This window comes from Aeromicrobium sp. 636 (assembly GCF_024433585.1).
GTDB lineage: Bacteria > Actinomycetota > Actinomycetes > Propionibacteriales > Nocardioidaceae > Aeromicrobium > Aeromicrobium senzhongii.
The window spans coordinates 927,432-946,217 of record NZ_WNJU01000001.1 but is presented as its reverse complement, the minus strand read 5'-3'; the positions used below and the strand labels follow the sequence as shown (position 1 = coordinate 946,217).

The window sequence follows — 18,786 nt, the reverse complement described above, 5'->3', positions numbered from 1 at the left end:
TCCATTTCTTCCCTTTCAGCGGCGCTGAAACGTCGAGATGGGAGCAAATCTCGCGCGCTGGAGGGCGGCCACGAGCCGGTTCACCACCATCGTCGGGTTCTCCAGGTCGGCGGCGGTGACGACGATGACGCGCCAGCCCTCGCCCTCGAGCACCTCGCGCCGGCGCAGGTCGTGCTGGCGCTGGCGGGCGTCGCGTTCGTGCTGCCAGCCGTCGTACTCCACGACGAGCCGCTCGGCGCGATAGACCAGGTCCCCGTAGGCCAGGAAGCCGCCGTGGCGGTCCGTGATCAGCGCGTTCAACTCGGGTTCAGGGAGACCGGCGCGGACGAGCTCGAGTCGGACTCGCGACTCCTGGGGTGAAGCCGAGCCGTCGCGGACCCACTCCATCGCGCGTCGCGCCCGCTGGACGCCGTCGAAGTGGACGTCGTGGACGAACGCCAGCAGATCGAGCCGCGCGATGAGGCCGGTCGAGATCATCCAGTCACCCACGACGACCAGCTCCCGCCATGACAGGAGGGTGCCGCAGTCGACGAAGGTCCGGGCCGCGCCGACCAAGGGCAGCCCGCGGACCTCCTCGAGGAACAGCGGGCCCTGGAACCGATGGACCACGAACCCGTCGGCTGCCCGGTCGACCCGACGGCGGGTGGCCAGGTGCACCGGAACCACGGCGCGCATCTCGAGTCCACGCCACGCCAGGTTGCTGGTGTGGCTCAGTCCCGCCTCGGCGCCGAGCCAGCCGAGGCCGGAGCGGGCCGCCAGCTCGGGCGTCAGGTCGGTGGTGGCGTACCGGTACCAAGCGGGCGCGACCGGCGCGCACCTCGGACCGCGCAGCACGCGATCGGTGAGTCCGGCGGCGAGTGCCTGCCGGCGCGAGAACACCGCGTTCGTGAACTCTTCCGGCAGATCGGCGAGACGGGCCATGCCCGCCAGCGTGCCGACGTCAGCCGGGCACGTGACCGCTGTCCACAGCCGAACTCACCCGGGCACCGAGATGTGCTCTGATTTCAACCTTTCACAGGTCTTGAAAGGTGTGAATCAGAGCAAATCTCGGGACGGGGGAGAGGTCAGATGCGGACGACGGGGCAGGTCAGGGTGCGGGTGATGCCGGGGACGCGCTGGATCTGCGAGACGACCAGCGTGCCGAGCTCGTCGACGGAAGGGCCCTCGGCGCGGACGATGACGTCGTAGGGACCGGTGACGTCCTCGGACTGCTCGACCCCGGGGATCTGGGCGATGGCGGCGGCGACCTCGGCGGCCTTGCCGACCTCGGTCTGGACGAGGATGTAGGCGTGAACGGCCATGGGGACGTCCTTTCGTTCGGGCCATGACACGCTATCGCAGTCACCCGGGACGGGTGCGCCGGGCTGAGACAATGACCCCGTGACCCAGCGACAGAACGACCAGACCATTGCCGACGTCGGCGAGTTCGCGCTGATCGACCTGGTGCGGGAGCAGCTCGGCACCAGCGACTACGTGCTCGTGGGACCCGGGGACGACGCGGCGCACATCGCGACCGCGGACGGCACCTACGTCACCGCGACCGACATCCTCATCGAGGGCCGGCACTTCCGTCGCGACTGGTCCACGGCCACCGACATCGGACGCAAGGCCGTCGCGGCCAACCTGTCCGACATCAACGCGATGGGCGGGGTGGCCACCGCGCTGCTGGTGGCGTTCGCCGCGCCCGGTGACACGCCGGTCTCGTGGGTCACCGATCTCGTCAGCGGCATGGTCGAGGAGTGCGCCAAGGTGGGCGCGCGGATCGTCGGCGGAGACATGTCGGCGGCCGACCAGGTCGTCATCTCGATCACCGCCCTCGGGGACGCCGAGCGTCCCGTGACGCGATCGGGCGCCCAGCCCGGCGACCAGGTCGCGTTCGCCGGCACGCTGGGCCTGGCCTCGGCCGGCTACGGCGCGCTCAGCCGCGGCTTCCGCTCGCCCAAGGCCGCCGTGGACGAGCACCGCGCCCCGCACCCGCCCTACGCCGCGGGTCCGGCGGCCGCCGTCGCCGGAGCCACCTCGATGATCGACGTCAGCGACGGGTTGTTGGCCGACCTCGGCCACGTCGCCCGAGCCAGCAAGGTCGCGATCGACGTCGACCCGACCTCGTTCGAGATCCTCGACGCCGTGCAGACCGTCGCCGGGGCGCTGGGCGGCGTCGACCCGCTGGGCTTCGTCCTGAGCGGCGGCGACGACTACGCCCTGGCCGCCACCTTCCCGGCCGACGCGACCCTGCCCGAGGGGTGGACGCGGATCGGCGTCGTCCGGTCGGGCGAGGGCGTCACGGTCGCCGGAGCCCCCTGGGAGGGCGGCCGCGGCCACCGGCACTGGACCTGAGTCAGTCCTGGATCCGCGCGAAGGGCGAGGCCGCCTCGAGCTCGAAGGCCAGCTCCAGCAGCGTGCGCTCGTCGCCGTGGTCGGCCGAGAAGTGCAGACCCAGCGGCAGGTCCTGCGAGGTGCGTCCCAGCGGCAGGCTGATCGCGGGACCGCCCGAGGCGTTGTTGAGCGGCGTGTAGGCCACGTAGGTGCGCAGCCGGGCGAACGCCTCCTCGAACTCCACGCCGGGGTCGAGCCAGCCGATCTCGGGCGTCGTGTGGCCCAGCGTCGGGCTGAGGACGACGTCCCAGTCGGCGAAGACCTCGCTGTACTGGCGGGCCGAGCGCTTCAACGCGACGAGCGCGCCGGGCGTGCGCCAGAAGTTGCGCAGGAACGCCCGGGCGAGCCCGCGCGTGAACGGGTCGACCTTGCTGCGGTCGAAGTCGCGCGACACCACGAACCGGCCGGTGTAGTCCAGCGAGAAGGCCAGGGTGCGCCAGTACTGGACGAAGTGGCGCTCGAAGGTCGGATCCACCGGGATCGGCATGTCGACGACCTCGTGGCCCAGCGACGAGACGAGGTCGGCGACGCGGAGCAGCTCGCGCGTGCTGTCCTCGTCCAGCTGCTCGCCGTGCAAGGTGGCGGTGACGAGACCGACCCGCAGCCGGCGCTTCGCGGGTCCCTCGACCAGGCCGACGCGCGGGAGGCGAGGGACCGGGCGGTACCGCTCGGCGGCGGCCAGGAACACGGCAGTGTCGCGCACGCTACGGGTCATCACGCCGTTGGCGACGATGTCCAGCGGCGCGTCCTTCATCGCCTTGGCCGACGCGAGGCGGTTGCGGGTCGTCTTCAGCCCGACCAAGCCGCAGGCGGCGGCGGGGATGCGGATCGAGCCGCCGCCGTCGTTGCCGTGCGCGATCGGCACCGCGCCGGCCGCGACGAGCGCCGCAGAGCCGCCCGAGGAGGCGCCGCTGGAGTACCGGGGGTCCCACGGGTTGCGGGTGGGCTCGCGGTCGACGAACTCGGTCGAGGCGGTCAGACCGAAGGCCGGCAGCGTGGTGGCGGCGACGACGTTGACGCCGGTCGCGAGGAACTGCTCGGTGAACTCCTCGTGGGAGTCGGCGGGGGTCGCGGGCACGGCTGCCGAGCCCTGCTGGGTGGGCAGGCCCTTGAAGTCGGTGTTGTTCTTGATCAGGCTCGGCACGCCCGCGAACGGGGCGCCCTCGGCGAGCGGCTCCTCGGCCCGGACGGCGGCGCGCGCACGGTCGTCGTGCGCGATGGCGTTCAGCGTCGGATCGACCCGATCGATGCGGGCGAGCGAGGCCTCGAGGGCCTCGGAGGCGCTGATGGCTCCCGAGGAGATGAGCTGGGCCACGGCGACGGCGTCGTGGTCGGCGAGGACGTCGTCGGTGAAGGCATGGGTTCGGGTCACCCCGTGAGAATAGACAACGGCGGCCCGAGGGCCGCCGTTGTCATGAAAAGTGCCGAACGCTCAGCGCGAGACCTTGCCAGCCTTGAGGCAACCCGTGCAGACGTTGAGCCGCTTCGGAGTGCCCTCGACGGTGGCGCGGACGCGCTGGATGTTCGGATCGAAACGACGCTTGGTACGTCGGTGCGAGTGAGACACGTTATGGCCGAAGCCCGGTCCCTTGCCGCACACATCGCAGACGGCTGCCACGGCGACCACTCCTGAACTAGATCGGGGGAAATACAACCTCTCCACCATACCTGACACGACACGGCCAGCGCGAATCGAGTCCCGGCCACTCCTCGATAGGCTCACCCCCATGGCCCTGCGGATCGAGAGTGAGCGCTTCGGCGCCTGGGCCCGCCTGTGCACCGAGTCCCTGGCCGTCGCCCGCGACGAGATCGACGCGCTCAACGTCTTCCCCGTGCCGGACAGCGACACCGGCACGAACGCGTACTTCACGTTCGTCTCGGGGGTCGAGGCGATCGATGCGCTCCCGGCCGAGGCGACGCCGCTCGAGACGATGCGGGCCTTCGCCGAGGGTCTGCTGATGGGCGCGCGCGGCAACTGCGGCACGATCCTGGCCGAGCTGGTCCGAGGCAGCCTGCGGGTGCTGCGCGGCTGCGTCGACGGACTGTCCGCCGAGGACGTGGCCGAGGCGCTCGGCGCGGCCTCCGCCGCCGCCTACGCCGCGGTCGGCCGCCCCCAGGAGGGCACGATCCTCACCGTGGCGGCCGCTGCCGCCCGGGCCGCCCGGGCGGCCGCAGCGACCGACGACGACCCCAAGCGCGTGTTCGACGAGGCGGCCGGAGCCGCCCGCGAGGCCCTCGCGCTGACGCCGACGCAGTTCGAGAAGCTCGCGCGGGCCGGTGTCGTCGACGCGGGTGGGCGAGCCCTCGTGGTGGTGCTGGACTCCGTCGCCTTCGCGCTGACCGGTCGCGTCCCGTCGCCCCGGCCCGCCACGGTGCCGGTGCCCCTCATCGAGCCGGGCTCGGACCTGGACGAGGACGGCCCGGCCTACGAGGTCATGTTCCTGCTGCGCACCCCCGACGAGCGGATCCCGGCGCTGCGCGAGGCGCTCGAGCCGCTGGGTGACTGCCTCGTGGTGGTCGGGGGCGAGGGGTTGTGGAACGTCCACGTCCACGTCGACGACGTCGGCGCGGCGATCGAGGCGGGCATCGGTGCCGGCTCCCCGTTCCAGATCTCGGTCACCCACTTCGCCGACCAGATTGCCCGCGCCACGCCCGTCACGGGCGGCCGCGTCATCATCAGTGCCGTCACCGGACCGGGCCTGGCCGACCTCACGCGCCGCGCCGGCGGCACCCCCCTGCTGTTCGGTCCCGACGAGCCGTTGAGCGTCGCCACCGTGGCCGAGGCGATCCGCGACAGCAAGGCCGACGAGGTGATCTGCCTGCCGAACCGCAGTGGCCACATCGCGATGTTCGAGGCGGCTGCGGCGTCCGCTCGCGACGGCGGCGCACGGGTGGCGGTGCTGCCGACGACCGTGCAGGTCCAGGCGCTCACCGCGCTGGCGGTCCACGATCCCGGGCGCCCCTTCGACGTCGTCGTGGTCGCCATGTCGAACGCGGCGGGCGCGACCCGGCACGGCGCGATCACGATCGCGGCCGAGGACGGCATCACCATGGCCGGACCCTGCCGGGCCGGCGACGTGCTCGGCGTCGTCAACGGCGACTTCGCGATCATCGGCGCCTCGCAGGCCGACGTGGCGTACGAGATCCTCCAACGCCTCGACCTGGCCACCGCCGAGATGGTCACGTTGGTCCTGGGCCGTGACTGCGAGCCGCAGGTCAGCGACGAGCTCGCCGCCCGGGTCCGCCGCGACGCGCCCCACGTCGACGTCGAGGTCCTCGAGGGCGACCAGGGCACCTACTCGCTGTTCCTGGCGGTGGAGTGACCTCGTGATCGACTTCGACACCCGCCTGTCCAAGGTCGTGGGCGACTCGGCCAAGAAGCTCGAGAAGGCGTTCGGACACCGCACCGTCGGCGACCTGCTGCGCCACTTCCCGCGCCGGTACATCGACCTGGAGCACGCCGACTCGTTCGACGATCTCGAGCCCGGCCAGATCGTGGCTTTCGTGGCGACCGTCCTCGACGTCAAGAAGCTGTCCTTTCGCAACAACCCGCGCATGTTCCGGGTCGTCGTGACGCTGTCGGACGGCAGCTCGACGATGGAGGCCGTCTTCTTCAACCAGTTCGCCATCGCCAAGACGCCGGTGGGCAGCCAGCAGCTGCTCTCCGGCGAGGTCTCGGTCTACCAGGGCCGGCTGCAGCTGGCCTCGCCGCAGATGCGCGAGCTGCCCCCGGGCAAGACGCTGGCCGACCTGGGGCGTGGCGGCACGGCGCTGCCGATCTATCCGGCCGGCTCGGGCCTGACCTCGTGGGACGTCGAGCGCTCGGTGCACCTGGCCCTCGACGTCGTCGACACGTTCCCCGAGCCCATCCCCGCGCAGGTCCGCAGCGAGCGCGGCCTGTTGGACGCGGCGACGGCCTACGAGTACATCCACCGGCCGCGCAAGCGGACGGACTGGGTGTTCGCCCAGACCCGGCTGCGCTTCGAGGAGGCGTTCGAGGTGCAGGCGGTCTTCGCCCGCCGGCGGCTCGACACCCAGCAACGCCGGGCCCTCCCGCGTCCCGGTCGCGGCGACGGCATCCGCGTGGCCTTCGAGGAGCGACTCCCGTTCACCCTGACCGAGGGGCAGGCCAAGGTCGCCGCCGAGATCGACCAGGACCTCTCCGCCGCCCATCCGATGCACCGGCTCCTGCAGGGCGAGGTCGGCTCGGGCAAGACGATCGTGGCGCTGCTGGCGATGCTGCAGGTGGTCGACTCCGGCGGCCAGGCCGCCCTGCTGGCGCCCACCGAGGTCCTGGCCACCCAGCACCACCGCAGCATCGAGCGGATGCTCGGCGACCTCGCCAAGGGCGGCATGCTCGGCGGCGCGGACGAGGCCACCCGCGTGCGGTTGCTGACCGGATCGATGGGCGCGAAGGCCCGCCAGCAGGCATTGCTGGACATCGTCTCGGGCGAGGCCGGGATCGTCATCGGCACCCATGCGCTGCTGGAGGAGACCGTGCAGTTCGCCGACCTGGGGCTCGTCGTCATCGACGAGCAGCACCGGTTCGGCGTCGAGCAGCGCTCGGTGCTCTCGGACCGGGCGGCCGCCGCCGACGGGGTCAGCCCTCATGTGCTGGTCATGACGGCGACCCCGATCCCGCGCACCATCGCGATGACCGTGTTCGGCGACCTCGAGGTGTCGACCCTCCGCGAGCTGCCGGCCGGACGTCAGCCGATCCAGACCAACGTCGTGCCCGTGGCCGAGCAGCCGGCGTGGCTCGAGCGCGCCTGGCAGCGCGTCCACGAGGAGGTCGGTCGCGGCCGCCAGGCCTACGTGGTCGTGTCCCGGATCGGCGAGGCCGTCGCGGACGAGGACACCCCACCGCCGGACGACGGCGAGGACGAGAAGCGTCCCACCGTCGGGCTGGTCGAGCTCGCGGAGGCGCTCGAGCAGGGCCCGCTGGCCGGGCTGCGCCTGGGCCGCCTGCACGGCCGGATGCCGGCCGACGAGAAGGACGTCGTGATGTCCGCCTTCGCCGCGGGCGACCTCGACGTGCTCGTCGCCACGACCGTCGTCGAGGTCGGCGTCGACGTGCCGAACGCCACGATGATGATCGTGATGGACGCCGACCGCTTCGGCGTCTCGCAGCTGCACCAGCTGCGCGGACGCGTGGGACGAGGCTCCGAGCCCGGCCTGTGCCTACTGGTCACCGGTTCGCCCGCCGGCACCCCCGCGCGCGAGCGACTGTCGGCCGTCGCGGCCAGCACGGACGGCTTCGAGCTCTCGCGGCTGGACGCAGAACTGCGGCGCGAGGGCGATGTGCTGGGCGCGCGCCAGTCCGGCGTCCGGTCCAGCCTGAAACTGTTGTCGGTGGTGCGCGACGAGCAGGTCATCGTCTCCGCGCGTGACGCCGCCGTGGCGACCCTGGCCTCGGGCGACGTCCCACCCGACCTGGAGGCATCGATCAGGCGGCTCGAGGAGTCCGAGCGCGCCGACTACCTGGAGAGAGCATGACGAGGATCATCGCGGGCCGCTGGGGCGGCCGCAGGCTGACCGTGCCCACGGGCGACGGCACACGTCCCACGTCCGACCGGGTGCGCGAGTCGATGTTCGCGTCCCTCAACTCGCTGCTCGGCGGATTCGACGGCCTGCGCGTGCTGGACCTGTACGCCGGCTCCGGAGCGCTGGGCCTGGAGGCGCTGTCCCGCGGTGCCGTCCACGCCGATCTGGTCGAGTCCCACGCGAAGGCCGCTCGCACGATCCAGCGCAACGTCAAGGAGCTCGGCGCGCCGGCCGAGGTCCACGCCGTCACGGCGCAACGGTTCGTCGACGAGGAGTCCGGCCCCTGGGACCTGGTGTTCCTCGACCCGCCGTACGCGGTGCCGAGCGCCGAGGTCGAGGCGCTCCTCACGGCACTGCGCCCGGCCCTGGATCCGGACGCGGTGGTCGTGGTCGAACGCGCCAAGCGCGACCCGTTCGACTGGCCGGACGGCTTCGAGGGTCTGCGGGACAAGGCGTACGGCGACACCCGCCTTTGGTACGGTCACTGACATGACGCGCGTGGTGTGCCCCGGCTCCTTCGACCCGGTGACCAATGGCCACCTCGACATCATCGAGCGGGCCTCGTTCCTGTTCGACGAGGTCGTCGTCGTGGTCCTGGTCAACGAGAGCAAATCGGGCCTGTTCCCGATCGAGCGCCGGATCGAGCTGATCGCCGACGCCACCGACGAGCTCGAGAACGTCACGATCGACTCGTACTCGGGTCTGCTGGTCGACTACTGCGCCCAGAACGACGTCCAGGCGATCGTCAAGGGCCTGCGGGCGGTCTCGGACTTCGACTACGAGCTGCAGATGGCGCAGATGAACGGCAACCTCACGGGCATCGACACGGTGTTCATCCCCACCTCGCCCGACTACATGTTCATCGCCTCGAGCCTGGTCAAGGAGGTCGCCAAGCACGGTGGCGACGTGACCGGCCTGGTGCCTAAGCAGGTCATGAACGCCCTCGACGAGGTCTTCGGTCACTGACCCCGGCTCACTGCACGGGCGAGCGTGGCTCCCAGCTGCGGTCCAGGTGACTGCCGCGGCGCACGGCGGTGTTCCCGAACCGCTCGGCCACCTGGTCGAGCGTGCGGTCGAGCGCCGGATCGGCCTCGCCGTCCAGCGGCAGGGCCAGCTGGACGCCCTCGTCGTCCAGGCCCGACAGCGCGACCCCGACGAGCGTGATCTGGTCGCGCTCGATCTCGTCGCGGCGCGCCAGCAGCAGCCCGCGCGCGACGTCCGAGACGGCCGTGGTGCTCTCGGTGGGCCGGGGCAGCGTGCGTGACGAGGTCGAACGGCGGTAGTCGCCGAACCGGAACCGGACCGTCACGGTGCCCGCGGTGCGTCCGGCACGCCGCAGGCGCCGACCGACCTTGTCGCACAGGGCCAGCAGCGCGAGGTCGGCCTCGGCGAACGTGCCGCGTCCGCCCAGGGCGTGCTGGGCGCCGATCGACCGGCGGCGCGTGCCTGTCTCGACGCGGCGCGGGTCGTGTCCGGTGGCCAAGGCGTGCAGGTGATGGCCGGCGGCCCGGCCGACGATGGCCGACAGCTCGGCGGGGCTGAGGCGGGCGACGTCGGCGACGCGGCGCAGTCGTGCCGCGTGCAGCTTGGCGGCCGTGACGTCGCCGACGCCCCACAGCCGCTCGACCGGCAGGGCGTGCAGGAACCGCAGCTCGCCGTCGGTGGGGACGACGAGCAGCCCGTCGGGCTTGGCCAGGGCACTGGCGACCTTGGCCAGGTACGGCGTGCGGGCGATACCGACCGAGATGGGCAGTCCCACCTCGGCCTGGACCCGACGGCGCAGCTCGCGGGCGATGGGCAGCGCGGGACCGCGCAGCCGCCGTAGACCCGAGACGTCGAGGAACGCCTCGTCGATCGAGAGCGCCTGGACCAGGGGAGTGGTGTCGCGGAAGATCTCGAAGACGGCCCGGCTGGCCTCGACGTACGCCTCGAACCGCGGCCGGACGACGACGGCCTCGGGGCACAGGCGCAGCGCCTGCCGCCCGCCCATGGCGGTGCGCACCCCGCGGGCGCGCGCCTCGTACGAGCCGGCCAGGACGACCCCGCCGCCGACGATGACGGGGCGACCCCGCAGGGTGGGATCGTCACGCTGCTCGACCGAGGCGTAGAAGGCGTCCAGGTCGGCGTGCAGGATCGATCCGATCCGGTCTCCGTCCGCCTGCTGGTCCACCTTCGGATGGTCCCAGCCGGGTCCGACAGTCCGGCTCGCGCGCCGAGGGGACCGCGATTGGCATCGCCGCGGCGGCGCGGGGTACGATTGACGCTGGCCCGTTTGTGGGCCGTGGTTCTTTCAGTGCATTCGATGAGGGGCTTGACGTGATTTCGGGACCGTTCGTGTTCGACACCCAGGTGTTGAGGCGACAAGTCGGGACCGAGAAGTCGTTCGAGCTCGTCCTCGAGGCACCGGCGGACCTCGGTCTTCCGGTCTTCGGTGTCCCCGAGGGATCCTCCATCGATCTCGAGCTGCGGCTCGAGGCCCTGATGGAAGGTGTTCTCGCCACCGGAACCGCCTCGGTCCACGCCGCCGGCGAGTGTGTGCGCTGCTTGAAGGACGTCGAAGAGGATTTCGACTGCGACTTCCAGGAGCTCTACCTCTACGAGGGCGCGGGCGAGGACGAACTGGCCCTCGAGGACGAACTGCTCGACCTCGAGCCCGTCCTGCGGGACGCGGTGGTGCTCGCACTGCCGCACAACCCGTTGTGTGACCCGGACTGTCCGGGACTGTGCCCCGACTGTGGGGCTCGGCTCGCGGATGATCCCGATCACACACACGGTGACGCGATCGACCCCCGGTGGTCGACGCTGACCCAACTGACCGAACGACCTGAGGAGTAATCGTGGCCGTCCCGAAGCGGAAGATGTCGCGCAGCAACACCCGGCACCGCCGTTCAGCCTGGAAGACGACGGCTGTTGCCACTGTCGACTGCGCGAACCCGGCATGCAACGGCAAGGTGATCTCTCACCGCGCCTGCGCCGAGTGCGGCCAGTACGGCGCCCGTGGCGAGCGTCGCCAGGTCCTCTGACCCACGACGTGCCCGATCTCGCGGCACTGAGTGAGACCCTCGGGGTTCCTGACCTGGATCCCGAGTTGATGACCCACGCCCTGACGCACCGGTCGTACTCGTACGAGAACGGCCAGATCCCGAACAACGAGCGCCTGGAGTTCCTGGGCGACTCGGTGCTCGGGCTGGTCGTGACCGAGACGCTGTTCCGGGGTCATCCCGACCTGCCCGAGGGCCAGCTCGCCAAGCTGCGCGCGGCCGTGGTCAGTGCCAAGGCACTGGCCGAGGTCGCGCGCACCTTGGGGCTGGGCGACCACCTGCGCCTGGGTCGCGGCGAAGAGGCCTCCGGAGGGCGCGACAAGCCCTCCATCCTCTCCGACGCGATGGAGGCCGTGCTGGGCGCGATCTTCATCGAGTTCGGCATCGAGCGCGCCGCGGACGTGATCCACACGATCTTCGACCCGGTGATCGCCGACGCCGCCACGATGGGCGCGGGGTTGGACTGGAAGACCTCGTTGCAGGAGATCTCGGCCCTGCACGGGCTCGGGGTCCCCGTGTACGTGCTCGAGGGCACCGGCCCCGATCACGACAAGACCTTCACCGCCTCGGTCCTGCTGAACGACCTGCGGTTCGACGGCGGCACGGGCCGGTCCAAGAAGGACGCCGAGCAGATGGTTGCCGAGATCGCCTGGCGGGCGATCAACAGCGACGCCGACGCCGATGCGCGTGCTTCCGGCAGCGCCGAGAGCAACGGTGCCCGAACTTCCTGAGGTCGAAGTCGTCCGGCGCGGGCTGGACGACCATGTCGTCGGCCGCACGATCACCTCGGTCGAGGTGCTCGACTCCCGGTCGCTCCGCCGTCACGGCGCCGGCCCCACCGACTTCGTCGCGCGACTGGTGTCGCGCCGCGTCGACGGGGCCCATCGACGCGGCAAGTACCTGTGGCTGAGCCTGGACGACGGCTCCAGCGTGCTGATGCACCTGGGCATGAGCGGACAGGCGCTCATCAGCGACGCCGACGCCCCGGCACATCGACACCTGCGCGTCGTCCTGGACCTCGACGACGGCCGCCAGCTGCGCTTCGCCGATCAGCGCATCTTCGGTGGCATGTCGATCAGCGAGACCGACCCGCCCACCGAGATCGCGCACATCGCGCTGGACCCGCTCGATCCCGCGTTCGACGACGCTGCCTTCGTCGCGCGGCTGCGCCGCCGCCAGACCGGGGTGAAGCGGGCGCTGCTCGACCAGGGGCTCGTCTCGGGCGTCGGCAACATCTACGCGGACGAGGCGCTGTGGCGCACGCCGCTGCACTACGCCCGTAACACCAAGGGACTGCGCATCGCCGAGGCGACGGCGCTGATCGGTCACGTGCGCGACGTCATGACCGAGGCGCTGCAGCAGGGCGGCACGTCGTTCGACGCCCTCTACGTCAACGTCAACGGCCAGAGCGGCTACTTCGACCGCTCGCTGCACGCCTACGGCCAGGAGGGCCGCGCGTGTGAGCGCTGCGGCGACATGATCGTGCGCGAGCCGTTCATGAACCGCTCCTCCTACCGCTGCCCGACGTGCCAGCCGCGCCCGCGCAACGGTCGCTGGTGACCTTCGCATGCCCGTCTGCTCGCTAGGGTGACGGCGTGACGGAGTCCATCGGTGTCTACGGCGACGAGGCGCGCGAGCGGTACGTGGTCGAGCCGCCGAAGCGATCCGGGCGCAGCTCGTTCGAGCGGGACCGGGCGCGGATCGTGCACTCGTCCGCGCTGCGCCGCCTCGCCGGCAAGACCCAGGTCATGGGCGCCGGCACCGACGACTTCGTCCGCAACCGCCTGACCCACTCGCTGGAGGTCGCCCAGGTGGCCCGCGAGCTGGGCAAGAGTCTGGGCTGCGACCCCGAGATCGTCGACTCCGCCGCGCTGGCGCACGACCTCGGGCATCCGCCGTTCGGCCACAACGGCGAGATCGCGCTGGACCAGGTCGCTGCGTCGATCGGCGGCTTCGAGGGCAACGCGCAGACCCTGCGCATCCTGACCCGGCTCGAGGCCAAGACGTTCAGCCCGCAGGGGCAGAGCGTCGGACTCAACCTGACCCGGGCGACGCTGGCGGCGTGCGTGAAGTACCCGTGGCGCCGCGGCGAGCGCGACACCGTGAAGTTCGGCGTCTACGACGACGACGTCCCGGTCTTCGAGTGGCTCGGCACGCAGGGCCGGCTGACCATCGAGGCGCAGGTCATGGACCTCTCCGATGACATCGCGTACTCCGTGCACGACGTCGAGGACGGTGTCGTCGGCGGGTGGCTCAGTCTCGTGGGCGACCTGGACACGCCGGGATCGTGGCACGTCGCCCGTGACTGGTACGACCCGACGGCCACCGACGACCGGCTCGACGCGGCGCTCGCCAGGCTCCGCGCGATGGGCGAGTGGCCCGTGGGCCCGTTCACGGGCGACCGGGCGTCCCAGGCCGTCCTCAAGAGCCTCACGAGCGCCCTCATCGGCCGGTTCGCGGGCGCCGCGTACGAGGCGACCGTCAAGCGGTGGGGCCACGGTCCGCTGGTCCGCTACGACGGCCAGCTGGAGGTCCCGCCCGAGACGCTCGACGAGATCAACGTGCTGAAGTCGCTCGCGGCGCACCACATCATGCGCGCCGACCTGCGCGTGCGGGATCTGGAGAACCAGCGCGATCTGCTGCACGCCCTCGTGGCGCACCTGCGGCAGGTGGGGGAGGCCGAGCTGGAGCCCGAGTTCGCCGCCGACTTCCGGGCCGCGCCGGACGACGCGCACCGGCTGCGCGTGATCGTCGACCAGGTCGCCAGCCTGACCGATGCCTCGGCGGTCGCGTGGGGCCGCCGCGTGCTCGGATGAGGCCACGACCCGGCACGGCCTCTGGCGCCGCCGCGTAGGATCACGCCATGGCACGCATCAAGGACGAGGACATCCAACTCGTCCGTGAGCGGGTCCGGATCGACGAGGTCGTCGAGCAGTACGTCACCCTCCGCAACGCCGGCGGCGGCGCCCGCAAGGGACTGTGTCCCTTCCACGACGAGAAGTCCCCGTCGTTCAACGTGCGGCCGGCCCAGGGCTTCTACCACTGCTTCGGCTGCGGCGTCGGCGGCGACGCCATCAAGTTCCTCATGGAGATCGAGGGCCTGACCTTCGCGGAGTCGGTCGAGCGCCTGGCCGACAAGTACGGCGTCCAGCTGCGCTACGAGGAGACCGGCGCCCCCACCGGCCCGCGGCGCGATCCCGGCCAGCGTCAGCGCCTGCTGCTGGCCCACAAGGCAGCCGAGCGGTTCTACGCCGAGCAGCTCATGTCCTCGCCCGAGGCGGCGCCGGGCCGCAAGCTCGTCACCGACCGCGGGTTCGACCAGGCCGCGGCCGAGCTCTTCGGCATGGGCTGGGCGCCGAAGTCCGGGCAGGCGCTCGTGAACCACCTGCGAGGCAAGGGCTTCGCCGAGGACGAGCTGGTCATCGGTGGCCTTGCCCGCAAGTCCGCGCGCGGCCTGTTCGACGCGTTCCAGGGTCGCCTGATGTGGCCGATCAAGGAGATCTCGGGCGAGGTCATCGGCTTCGGCGCCCGCCGGATGTTCGACGACGACTTCATGAGCGGCAAGTACGTCAACACGTCCGAGACGCCGATCTACAAGAAGGCCCAGGTCCTCTACGGCATCGACCTGGCGCGCGACCCGATCCGCAAGCAGAGCCAGGCCGTGGTGGTCGAGGGTTACACCGACGTGATGGCCTGCCACCAGGCCGGCGTCCTGACGGCCGTCGCCACGTGTGGCACGGCCTTCGGCGAGGGGCACGCGCGCGTGCTGCGCCGGCTCATGCTCGACCACGATGCCTTCCACGGGGAGGTCATCTTCACGTTCGACGGCGACGAGGCCGGCCAGAAGGCCGCGGTCAAGGCGTTCGAGGGCGACGAGGAGTTCACGGGCCAGACCTACGTCGCGGTCGAGGGCACCGGCAAGGATCCCTGCGACCTGCGCCTGGCCGAGGGCGACGAGGCAGTCCGCGAGCTGATCGGCTCGCGCATCCCGCTGTACCGGTTCGTGCTGGACAACACCCTCGAGCGCTACGACCTCGACCGGGGCGACCAGCGCATCGACGCCGTGCGCGAGGCCGTCCGGCTCGCGTCGGCCGTCCGCGACACGTCCAAGGTCGACGAGTTCCTGCGTGAGATCGCCACGCGCGCCGGCGTCGACATCGACCTCGTGCACGCCGAGCACCGCAAGGCGAAGAACCAGAAGCCGAGCGCGCCCAAGCTGACCCGCGCCGGGGCCGCAGCCGCCGAGCCGGAGCCGGCCCGTCCCGAGGCGTCCGTGTTCGCCAGCTTCGGGGCGCCCCAGTTCGCCGCCGAGCGCGAGGCGCTCAAGGCGCTGGCCCAGTACCCCCAGGTCGCACGGACGGTCGCGGCCGACCTGACGGACGACGACTTCGTGCACCCCGTGGCGCGCGAGATCTGGCGCCACATGGTGGCCCGCGGCCTGCCCGACCACGCCGACGCCGGATGGCTGCCGGCGGTGGCCGACTCGCTGCCCGGCGACGACCTGCGCCGGGTGCTGGGGGTGGCCGCGGTCGAGCCGCTGCACGCCTCCGAGCAGACCGCGGTCACCGTCGTGCCGGCCGTCCTGGCCCACCTCCAGGAGCTGGCCATCTCGCGTCAGATCGGCGACGTGAAGTCGCGCCTGCAGCGCACCGATCCGACCGCTCCGGAGTACCAGGAGGTCTTCGGCCAGCTGGTCGCTCTCGAGCAGCGCCGCCGCGGCGTGCGCGAGCGGGCCCTGGGCGCCGTCGGCTCCTGAGCCGCTGCCTGTGGGCGACGTCGCAGCCGTCCACACCCGGCGCGACGACGCTGTGCCCGCGTGTCCGCACGTCCGAGAGTGGGAGGCGTGTCGCCCTTCGTCTCCTTCGCCCTGGCCCAGGTCCCGATCCCACCCGATGCCGAACGGCTGCTGGCCCGTGCCGCGGCCGATGGCGACCGTGACGCACGCGAGGAGCTGATCTGCGCGGGTCTGCGCAATGTCGCCCTGCACGCGCTGCGACTGGGCCACCGCGGCGACGACCTCGACGAGGCGGTCGCGGCGGGGGTCGAGGGTCTGATCCAGGCCGTCGACCGCTTCGATCCCGACCGGGGGACGCGCCTGGCCACCTACGCCTGGGCGTGGATCGCCCGGGCCATGACGCCCGCCCCGCCCGTCACCGTCAGCGAGCCGCGTGAGCCGGCCTCGGTGGACACGGACCTGCTGGATCGGCTGCCCGCCGACCTCGCCGCGGTGGTCGGACTGCGGTTCGGCCTGCTGTGCGAGGACGGGGTCGGACTGACGATCCAGGAGGTCGCCGACCGGCTCGGACTCACGCGGTGGCAGGTGCGCGATCGAGAGGGGAGGGGCCTTTCGCGTCTGCGTGAGGGACTTGCTAGAGTTACTCGTCGTGCTCCTCAAGGGGAGCCGATCCCCCGTAGCTCAATTGGCAGAGCATTCGACTGTTAATCGAAGGGTTATTGGTTCGAGTCCAATCGGGGGAGCGGGACAGGCCCGGTTTTCGTTCGCACGCGAGCGAGAACCGGGCCTTCTTCATGGCGGGACCGCCCGGACTTGTACGCTCGGACCGCGACGGGGAGGTAGCTCAGCCGGTCAGAGCAGAGGACTCATAATCCTTGGGTCGTGGGTTCGAGCCCCACCCTCCCTACCGAGGCGAGACGGAGTCACGATGCGCGAGGCGGCACTGTTCGACCTGGACGGCACCTTGTGCGACACGTCCGCGATCGAGCACCTCACGCAAGGGCCCGATCGCGACTACGCCGCCTTCCACGCGGCGTCGGCCGACTGCCCGCCGCGGGCGGACGTCAGGGCCGCCCTGGACGATGCCCGCGAGCGTGGTCTCGCGATCGTGCTGTGGACCGGGCGGGAGTTCGTCTGGCGCGATCTGACGCTGGACTGGCTCGCCGGTCACGGGATCGCCCACGACGGGCTCTACATGCGCTGGGCGGCCGACTACCGTCCCGCGACGACGGTCAAGGCCGCGCTGCTCGAGGACATCGCCGCCGATGGCCTGCAGGTGGCCGAGGCGTGGGAGGACGACGCAGCGGTCGCCGACCTGCTGCGCGAGTCCAGCGTGACCGCCGTCCACCTCGTCTGAGCCCTGTTCTTCCAGTGATTCCGCGCGCTGTCGCGGGCCTGTGAAGTGCTTGACAGAAAACTCTTGACTCTCGTCCGGCACCGGATCAGTGTGAGTTACATCACACACGGCAGGGGAGTCCGATGAGTCCTTCGATCCGCTCGTTCCGATCCATCCGCGTCGCCGTCGCTGCCCTGGCCGCGTCCTTGGCCCTGGCCTCCTGCAGTGGTGATGGCGGAAGTGACTCCGCCGATGAGGAGAAGGACCACCTGAAGGGGGTGACCGGGACCCCCGAACGAGGCAAGCGGCTGACCTTCGCCATGGAGACGGAGGCGACGTCGGTCAACCCGGCGACCGTCAACATCGCCTTCGTCAACTACACGCTGCTGGCGTACGAGCCGCTGATCTACCGCAGCTCGGACGGCACTCTGAAGCCGGCGCTGGCGCAGGAGTGGGAGATGGGCGACGGCAACACCTCGATGGAGCTCGAGCTGAGGGACGGGGTGACGTTCACCGATGGGAGCCCGGTGAACGCCGCCGCCGTGAAGGCCTCGCTGGAGTACGTCCGGGACGGTCAGGGGCCCAACGCCCACCTGCTGGCGAACGTGAAGAGCATCGAGGCGGAGGACGATGACAGCCTGACGCTGCGACTCAGCTCGCCCAACCCGATGCTGCCGGAGTTCCTGACCCAGAGCTACGGGGTCGGCCAGATCATCAGCCCCACCGGGGTCAAGGCGCCGGGTCAGCTCACGGCCGACAACCCGTCCCAGGGCGCCGGTGCGTACGTCTTCGACCCGAAGCAGTCGGTCCCGGGCGATCACTACACGTACACCGCGAACCCGGACTACTACGCCAAGGACGAGCGCCAGCACTACGACGAGGTCGTCATCCGCGTCATCGGCGACCAGCAGGCCCGCGTCAATGCCCTGGCGACCGGTCAGATCGACCTCGCGACGGCCAGCCCCGACACCGTCGACCAGGCGACGAGCGCCGGCGCGCAGATCGTCTGGATCCCGTTCGTGTGGCAGGGCCTGAGCCTCATTGACCGCGACGGCGAGGTCAGCAAGCCGCTCGGCGACGTCCGCGTCCGCCAGGCGATCAACTACGCGATCGACCGCAAGAAGATCACCGAGGCGCTGCTCGGCAAGTACGGCGTGCCGACCGACACCGTCGTCATGGAGGGCGGTGAGGGCTGGTCCAAGGAGGCGGCCGACCGCTACCCCTACGACGTCGACAAGGCCAAGTCGCTCATGAAGGAGGCCGGCTACGAGAAAGGCTTCCCCCTCAAGGTCCTGTCCATCCGGTTCGCCGAGATCGACACGATGGCCGAGGCGGTCGCGCCGTACCTGGCGGAGATCGGCATCAAGGCCGATCTCAACCACCTCACCGACGAGCAGTCCTACGTCCAGGGTGCGACCGACAAGAGCCACCCGGCGATGTCCGTGGGTTACGGGGCGCAGCCGATGTACCTGCTGGGCCAAGGCCTGTTCCTGCCGAACGCGGGCATCTTCAACGGCTTCGCGACGGAGCGCAAGGAGCTCACGGACCTCTACGACAAGGCGGCCGCGGCCAGCGGTGACGAGCGCGACAAGCTGAACCAGGACATGATCACGTACCTGACCGACGAGGCCTGGTTCGCGCCCGTGTCCTTCGGTCCCGTGCTCTACGCGAGCCGCGACGACCTCGGCGGCGTGGCGGTGTCGCCGAAGGCGCCCGTGGCCACGCCGTTGGACTGGTACGACGTGGCGAAGTGA

At 71.1% G+C, this 18,786-nt stretch carries 19 protein-coding genes and 2 tRNA genes; 16 read left to right on the top strand and 5 right to left on the bottom strand.

Features of this window, described 5'->3' with window-relative positions; all coding sequences use genetic code 11:
* Positions 1 to 15: 15 nt before the first annotated feature.
* Both GL325_RS04595 and GL325_RS04590 read right to left on the bottom strand, forming a co-directional pair.
* A complete protein-coding gene (locus GL325_RS04595; RefSeq protein ID WP_187768737.1) occupies positions 16 to 921 on the bottom strand; it encodes an endonuclease domain-containing protein in 906 nt (301 codons plus the stop codon).
* 143 nt (positions 922 to 1,064) lie between these two features.
* Positions 1,065 to 1,301: an Lrp/AsnC ligand binding domain-containing protein gene (locus tag GL325_RS04590; RefSeq protein ID WP_154595383.1), complete on the bottom strand. Its 237-nt coding sequence runs from the start codon at positions 1,299 to 1,301 to the stop codon at positions 1,065 to 1,067.
* A 79-nt stretch (positions 1,302 to 1,380) separates the two neighbouring features.
* Between GL325_RS04590 and GL325_RS04585 the strand changes: the two genes are divergently transcribed.
* Positions 1,381 to 2,337 carry a thiamine-phosphate kinase gene (locus GL325_RS04585; protein WP_187768736.1) on the top strand — a complete coding sequence of 319 codons (957 nt, stop codon included), beginning with the start codon at positions 1,381 to 1,383 and terminating at the stop codon, positions 2,335 to 2,337.
* A 1-nt stretch (position 2,338) separates the two neighbouring features.
* On the opposite strand, the gene GL325_RS04580 is transcribed toward GL325_RS04585, so the two are convergent.
* A complete protein-coding gene (locus GL325_RS04580) occupies positions 2,339 to 3,748 on the bottom strand; it encodes an amidase (protein ID WP_187768735.1) in 1,410 nt (469 codons plus the stop codon).
* A 60-nt stretch (positions 3,749 to 3,808) separates the two neighbouring features.
* Positions 3,809 to 3,994, bottom strand: a complete 186-nt coding sequence (gene rpmB, locus GL325_RS04575) for a 50S ribosomal protein L28 (RefSeq protein WP_187411817.1) — start codon at positions 3,992 to 3,994, stop codon at positions 3,809 to 3,811.
* Positions 3,995 to 4,103: 109 nt separating this feature from the next.
* Here rpmB and GL325_RS04570 point away from each other — a divergent pair, with 109 nt between their 5' ends.
* The 4 genes from GL325_RS04570 to coaD are packed head-to-tail and all read left to right on the top strand — an operon-like array spanning position 4,104 to position 8,886.
* Positions 4,104 to 5,699, top strand: a complete 1,596-nt coding sequence (locus GL325_RS04570; RefSeq protein WP_187768734.1) for a DAK2 domain-containing protein — start codon at positions 4,104 to 4,106, stop codon at positions 5,697 to 5,699.
* Between the two features lie 4 nt (positions 5,700 to 5,703).
* The gene (locus GL325_RS04565) at positions 5,704 to 7,872 is read left to right on the top strand and encodes an ATP-dependent DNA helicase RecG (RefSeq protein WP_187768733.1); all 2,169 of its coding nucleotides are present in this window, start codon (positions 5,704 to 5,706) and stop codon (positions 7,870 to 7,872) included.
* A complete protein-coding gene (gene rsmD / locus GL325_RS04560; RefSeq protein WP_154595380.1) occupies positions 7,869 to 8,408 on the top strand; it encodes a 16S rRNA (guanine(966)-N(2))-methyltransferase RsmD in 540 nt (179 codons plus the stop codon). The genes GL325_RS04565 and rsmD overlap by 4 nt, the downstream gene beginning before the upstream one ends.
* Position 8,409: 1 nt before the next feature.
* Positions 8,410 to 8,886 (top strand): pantetheine-phosphate adenylyltransferase, encoded by a 477-nt coding sequence (gene coaD, locus GL325_RS04555; protein WP_154595379.1) that lies wholly within the window; start codon positions 8,410 to 8,412, stop codon positions 8,884 to 8,886.
* 7 nt (positions 8,887 to 8,893) lie between these two features.
* Here coaD and dinB read toward each other — a convergent pair whose 3' ends face one another.
* Positions 8,894 to 10,090 carry a DNA polymerase IV gene (gene dinB, locus GL325_RS04550; RefSeq protein WP_255955567.1) on the bottom strand — a complete coding sequence of 399 codons (1,197 nt, stop codon included), beginning with the start codon at positions 10,088 to 10,090 and terminating at the stop codon, positions 8,894 to 8,896.
* A 164-nt stretch (positions 10,091 to 10,254) separates the two neighbouring features.
* On the opposite strand from dinB, the gene GL325_RS04545 reads away from it, so the two are divergent.
* The 11 genes from GL325_RS04545 to GL325_RS04500 all read left to right on the top strand — a co-directional run bounded on the left by GL325_RS04545 (position 10,255) and on the right by GL325_RS04500 (position 18,786).
* Positions 10,255 to 10,755 (top strand): DUF177 domain-containing protein, encoded by a 501-nt coding sequence (locus GL325_RS04545; protein WP_187411819.1) that lies wholly within the window; start codon positions 10,255 to 10,257, stop codon positions 10,753 to 10,755.
* 2 nt (positions 10,756 to 10,757) lie between these two features.
* Complete coding sequence (rpmF, locus tag GL325_RS04540; protein WP_078700579.1) at positions 10,758 to 10,943, top strand: 50S ribosomal protein L32; 186 nt, start codon at positions 10,758 to 10,760, stop codon at positions 10,941 to 10,943.
* A 68-nt stretch (positions 10,944 to 11,011) separates the two neighbouring features.
* Positions 11,012 to 11,692, top strand: coding sequence for a ribonuclease III (rnc, locus tag GL325_RS04535; protein WP_230081291.1), 681 nt, complete (start codon positions 11,012 to 11,014; stop codon positions 11,690 to 11,692).
* Positions 11,676 to 12,521 carry a bifunctional DNA-formamidopyrimidine glycosylase/DNA-(apurinic or apyrimidinic site) lyase gene (gene mutM, locus GL325_RS04530; protein WP_187411820.1) on the top strand — a complete coding sequence of 282 codons (846 nt, stop codon included), beginning with the start codon at positions 11,676 to 11,678 and terminating at the stop codon, positions 12,519 to 12,521. Before rnc ends, mutM begins: the two co-directional genes overlap by 17 nt.
* Positions 12,522 to 12,556: 35 nt before the next feature.
* On the top strand, positions 12,557 to 13,777 hold the full coding sequence (locus GL325_RS04525; protein WP_255467346.1) for a deoxyguanosinetriphosphate triphosphohydrolase: 1,221 nt from the start codon (positions 12,557 to 12,559) through the stop codon (positions 13,775 to 13,777).
* Positions 13,778 to 13,824: 47 nt separating this feature from the next.
* Positions 13,825 to 15,717: a DNA primase gene (gene dnaG / locus GL325_RS04520; RefSeq protein ID WP_187768732.1), complete on the top strand. Its 1,893-nt coding sequence runs from the start codon at positions 13,825 to 13,827 to the stop codon at positions 15,715 to 15,717.
* Positions 15,718 to 15,777: 60 nt separating this feature from the next.
* Positions 15,778 to 16,404, top strand: a complete 627-nt coding sequence (locus GL325_RS16075; RefSeq protein WP_369412535.1) for a sigma factor — start codon at positions 15,778 to 15,780, stop codon at positions 16,402 to 16,404.
* A tRNA-Asn gene (locus GL325_RS04515) sits at positions 16,367 to 16,439 on the top strand. Before GL325_RS16075 ends, GL325_RS04515 begins: the two co-directional genes overlap by 38 nt.
* A gap of 90 nt (positions 16,440 to 16,529) precedes the next feature.
* Positions 16,530 to 16,603: transfer RNA gene (locus GL325_RS04510), tRNA-Met, on the top strand.
* 21 nt (positions 16,604 to 16,624) lie between these two features.
* The gene (locus GL325_RS04505) at positions 16,625 to 17,053 is read left to right on the top strand and encodes a hypothetical protein (RefSeq protein WP_187768731.1); all 429 of its coding nucleotides are present in this window, start codon (positions 16,625 to 16,627) and stop codon (positions 17,051 to 17,053) included.
* A 122-nt stretch (positions 17,054 to 17,175) separates the two neighbouring features.
* Entirely contained in the window at positions 17,176 to 18,786 is a 1,611-nt protein-coding gene (locus GL325_RS04500) for an ABC transporter substrate-binding protein (RefSeq protein WP_187768730.1), read from the top strand.

Excerpts from the sequence above, each read along its gene's own strand:
- rnc (WP_230081291.1), top strand. The coding sequence starts at position 11,012 with ATGACCCACGCCCTGACGCACCGGTCGTACTCGTACGAGAACGGCCAG.
- GL325_RS04570 (WP_187768734.1), top strand. The coding sequence starts at position 4,104 with ATGGCCCTGCGGATCGAGAGTGAGCGCTTCGGCGCCTGGGCCCGCCTG.
- GL325_RS04505 (WP_187768731.1), top strand. The coding sequence starts at position 16,625 with ATGCGCGAGGCGGCACTGTTCGACCTGGACGGCACCTTGTGCGACACG.
- GL325_RS04500 (WP_187768730.1), top strand. The coding sequence starts at position 17,176 with ATGAGTCCTTCGATCCGCTCGTTCCGATCCATCCGCGTCGCCGTCGCT.
- GL325_RS04590 (WP_154595383.1), bottom strand. The coding sequence starts at position 1,301 with ATGGCCGTTCACGCCTACATCCTCGTCCAGACCGAGGTCGGCAAGGCC.
- dnaG (WP_187768732.1), top strand. The coding sequence starts at position 13,825 with ATGGCACGCATCAAGGACGAGGACATCCAACTCGTCCGTGAGCGGGTC.
- rsmD (WP_154595380.1), top strand. The coding sequence starts at position 7,869 with ATGACGAGGATCATCGCGGGCCGCTGGGGCGGCCGCAGGCTGACCGTG.
- coaD (WP_154595379.1), top strand. The coding sequence starts at position 8,410 with ATGACGCGCGTGGTGTGCCCCGGCTCCTTCGACCCGGTGACCAATGGC.
- GL325_RS04595 (WP_187768737.1), bottom strand. The coding sequence starts at position 921 with ATGGCCCGTCTCGCCGATCTGCCGGAAGAGTTCACGAACGCGGTGTTC.